The 1008-nt window shown below is 55.0% G+C and carries 2 protein-coding genes; both read left to right on the top strand.

The annotated features are described in order from the left end of the window. Window positions 1–70 precede the first annotated feature (70 nt). Window positions 71–439: a hypothetical protein gene (locus AC30RD_RS09965; protein ID WP_489494417.1), complete on the top strand. Its 369-nt coding sequence runs from the start codon at window positions 71–73 to the stop codon at window positions 437–439. Window positions 440–590: 151 nt separating this feature from the next. Beyond that, window positions 591–1008, top strand: a 418-nt coding sequence (locus AC30RD_RS09960) for a DEAD/DEAH box helicase (protein ID WP_489494416.1), incomplete at its 3' end; no start/stop codon positions are given.

The raw sequence follows: 1008 nt of genomic DNA, 5'->3' as shown, positions 1-1008 counted from the left end.
GAAATGGATAAAGAGATAGAGGTATTACGTTCTATTATAAGAATGCAACTACCCATAATAGGGGAAGATGATGAGAACTTACAGGATATCTAATACATATCATAAAGTCTTCGACGACAAGGAAGAGCTGCCGTCAGGGATAGATGTTATTCCTGAATGGCGAAATGCCAATATAGGTGATTGGGTGGAAGCGGATGATGGGTGTATTATTAAGCTGAATGGTAAGGAAGTCATCCGGCATAACATGCCCGAGGGGGAGGCGTTATCAGAAACATGGGCGACCCAACGCGTCAGTGGGTGGCGTGAAAAGAACGCCCTTCCTTTGCCGGTAGCGCCTCGGTTTTTACAAGTCGGCGTCAATCGTATTATGGTGCGGGTTCATCAGGCCGACCCCCAAAGCGCTGACCTGATCTTTGATCTGTCCGTCCGCGCTAAGTAGTTTTGAATGAGCGGAACCTCTTGACACGCAAGGCCGTAATCTATAGAAGCGCGGATTAATTCATGGGTCACTGTGTCTGCAGGGCTCTCTTTTTCTTCACTCCACCGGCGGCGAGTAGAAAAATATATCATTCGCCGGTCAGGAAAAATCAATGAAGAACGAAAACGACCCGAGCGGCGTCTTCGGACTGCTGCTGCCGGAAATCGGCCGCGCTGTATCCGAGGCGGGCTACACGACCCCATCACCCATTCAAGAACAAACCATCCCCTCGCTGATCGAGGAGCGCGACATGATTGGCTGCGCGCAAACAGGAACCGGCAAAACTGCCGCGTTCACGCTGCCCATCCTCCACTATCTGGGCACGAACAAGAAGCGTCCCGCATCCGGCAAGCCGCGGGTGCTGGTGCTGGCGCCGGGACACACCCGGGCCAAGCCGGTGGCCTGCGAGGCCGAACTGGTCGGCGGGCCGATGGCGTCGGGCCGGGTCGGCGACCTGCTCATCGAAAACTCCCGCGTCCGCTTCATCGTCAGGACGGGCGCGCAGGGATACTTCCTGCTGGGCCAGACGT

The organism is Nitrosophilus sp. (genome assembly GCF_982775275.1).
Note: the sequence above shows the minus strand (reverse complement) of the source record. Positions and strands in the feature narration are given on the sequence as shown.